Origin of the sequence: Variovorax monticola, assembly GCF_051216855.1 — a bacterium.
Lineage (GTDB): Bacteria > Pseudomonadota > Gammaproteobacteria > Burkholderiales > Burkholderiaceae_C > Variovorax.
In genome coordinates this window covers 2501-5746 of record NZ_JBPJZP010000013.1, presented here as the reverse complement: position 1 = coordinate 5746, position 3246 = coordinate 2501, and the positions used below count along the sequence as shown (strand labels likewise).

The window sequence follows — 3246 nt, the reverse complement described above, 5'->3', positions numbered from 1 at the left end:
AAAGCAAAAAACCCCAGTCATCACTGACTGGGGTTTTCTGGGCTGTAAGAGCCTGACGATGACCTACTTTCACACGGGAACCCGCACTATCATCGGCGCTGAGTCGTTTCACTGTCCTGTTCGGGATGGGAAGGAGTGGTACCAACTCGCTATGGTCATCAGGCATAAAGGGTTGTTCTGTTGATCACGTGATCAACAGAACGAATTCATAGAGTTTGGAATCAGCTTTTGGCGAATTATTTTGAATGCGTCAACTTGGCATAACACCTTGATCTGTATTTTGATCAAAGTTATAGGGTCAAGCCTCACGAGCAATTAGTATCAGTTAGCTTAACGCATTACTGCGCTTCCACACCTGACCTATCAACGTCCTGGTCTTGAACGACTCTTCAGGGGGCTCAAGGCCCCGGCAGATCTCATCTTGAAACGAGTTTCCCGCTTAGATGCTTTCAGCGGTTATCTCTTCCACACTTAGCTACTCGGCAATGCCACTGGCGTGACAACCGATACACCAGAGGTGTGTCCACTCCGGTCCTCTCGTACTAGGAGCAGGCTTCCTCAAATCTGCAGCGCCCACGGAAGATAGGGACCAAACTGTCTCACGACGTTTTAAACCCAGCTCACGTACCTCTTTAAATGGCGAACAGCCATACCCTTGGGACCGGCTACAGCCCCAGGATGAGATGAGCCGACATCGAGGTGCCAAACACCGCCGTCGATATGAACTCTTGGGCGGTATCAGCCTGTTATCCCCAGAGTACCTTTTATCCGTTGAGCGATGGCCCTTCCATACAGAACCACCGGATCACTATGTCCTGCTTTCGCATCTGCTCGACTTGTCAGTCTCGCAGTTAAGCACGCTTATGCCATTGCACTATCGTCACGATGTCCGACCGTAACTAGCGTACCTTCGAACTCCTCCGTTACGCTTTGGGAGGAGACCGCCCCAGTCAAACTGCCTACCATGCACTGTCCCCGATCCAGATAATGGACCTAGGTTAGAACCTCAAACACACCAGGGTGGTATTTCAACGTTGGCTCCACAAGATCTAGCGACCCTGCTTCAAAGCCTCCCACCTATCCTACACAGATCTGTTCAAAGTCCAATACAAAGCTACAGTAAAGGTTCATGGGGTCTTTCCGTCTTTCCGCGGGGAGATTGCATCATCACAAACATTTCAACTTCGCTGAGTCTCAGGAGGAGACAGTGTGGCCATCGTTACGCCATTCGTGCAGGTCGGAACTTACCCGACAAGGAATTTCGCTACCTTAGGACCGTTATAGTTACGGCCGCCGTTTACTGGGACTTCAATCAAGAGCTTGCACCCCATCATTTAATCTTCCAGCACCGGGCAGGCGTCACACCCTATACGTCCACTTTCGTGTTTGCAGAGTGCTGTGTTTTTAATAAACAGTCGCAGCCACCGATTTTTTGCAACCCATTCATGCTTCGTTGTTCACTACACACTAATAGGGCACACCTTCTTCCGAAGTTACGGTGTCAATTTGCCGAGTTCCTTCTCCTGAGTTCTCTCAAGCGCCTTAGAATACTCATCTCGCGCACCAGTGTCGGTTTGCGGTACGGTCGTATATAGCTGAAGCTTAGTGGCTTTTCCTGGAACCTCGTTCAGTCACTTCACGGACAAGTCCGCTCGATCGTTGGCCTCGGTATATGTGCACCGGATTTGCCTAATGCACGCCTACATCCAACTAAACCAGAATAATCCAATAACTGGATGACCTATTAAGATCCGTCCCCACATCGCACTATATAACGGTACAGGAATATTGACCTGTTTCCCATCAGCTACGCATCTCTGCCTCGCCTTAGGGGCCGACTCACTCTACGCCGATGAACGTTGCGTAGAAAACCTTGCGCTTACGGCGAGGGGGCTTTTCACCCCCTTTAACGCTACTCATGTCAGCATTCGCACTTCTGATACCTCCAGCACGCTTTACAACGCACCTTCACAGGCTTACAGAACGCTCTCCTACCACTTGCAATAAATTGCAAATCCGCAGCTTCGGTAACTGGCTTAGCCCCGTTACATCTTCCGCGCAGGACGACTCGATCAGTGAGCTATTACGCTTTCTTTAAATGATGGCTGCTTCTAAGCCAACATCCTGACTGTTTTAGCCTTCCCACTTCGTTTCCCACTTAGCCAATTTTAGGGACCTTAGCTGGCGGTCTGGGTTGTTTCCCTCTTGAGTCCGGACGTTAGCACCCGGTGCTCTGTCTCCCAAGCTGTACTCATCGGTATTCGGAGTTTGCCTTGGTTTGGTAAGTCGCCATGACCCCCTAGCCAAAACAGTGCTCTACCCCCGATGGTAATACTTGAGGCACTACCTAAATAGTTTTCGGAGAGAACCAGCTATTTCCAAGTTTGTTTAGCCTTTCACCCCTATCCACAGCTCATCCGCTAGTTTTGCAACACTAGTCGGTTCGGACCTCCAGTACCTGTTACGGCACCTTCATCCTGGCCATGGATAGATCACTTGGTTTCGGGTCTACACCCAGCGACTGATCGCCCTATTCGGACTCGATTTCTCTACGGCTTCCCTATTCGGTTAACCTTGCCACTGAATGTAAGTCGCTGACCCATTATACAAAAGGTACGCAGTCACCCCTTACGAGGCTCCTACTTTTTGTAAGCACGCGGTTTCAGGATCTATTTCACTCCCCTCCCGGGGTTCTTTTCGCCTTTCCCTCACGGTACTAGTTCACTATCGGTCAATGATGAGTATTTAGCCTTGGAGGATGGTCCCCCCATATTCAGACAGGATTTCTCGTGTCCCGCCCTACTTGTCGTTAGCTCAGTACCACACAGGTCATTTCACGTACGGGGCTATCACCCGCTATGGCCAGTCTTTCCAAACTGTTCCGTTATGTCTTGTGCTATCACTAACAGGCTCTTCCGATTTCGCTCGCCACTACTTTCGGAATCTCGGTTGATGTCTTTTCCTCGAGCTACTGAGATGTTTCAGTTCACCCGGTTCGCCTCGCATGACTATGTATTCATCATGCGATACCTTTGCAGGTGGGTTTCCCCATTCGGAAATCTCCGGATCAAAGCTAATTTGCCAGCTCCCCGAAGCTTATCGCAGGCTATCACGTCCTTCGTCGCCTATCATTGCCAAGGCATCCACCACGTGCTCTTATTCACTTGACCCTATAACTTTGACGTTTCTTTCGAAACACAAAATCATTTCAAGGAATATGTCAGGTCTTTCACCTGACGCGTTATG

Annotated in this window: 2 rRNA genes; both read right to left on the bottom strand. The window is 49.8% G+C overall.

The window, feature by feature from the left end:
* Positions 1 to 50 precede the first annotated feature (50 nt).
* Positions 51 to 163 (bottom strand): 5S ribosomal RNA (gene rrf, locus ACSFA5_RS32420).
* A 131-nt stretch (positions 164 to 294) separates the two neighbouring features.
* Positions 295 to 3170: ribosomal RNA gene (locus ACSFA5_RS32415) — 23S ribosomal RNA — on the bottom strand.
* Positions 3171 to 3246: the final 76 nt, after the last annotated feature.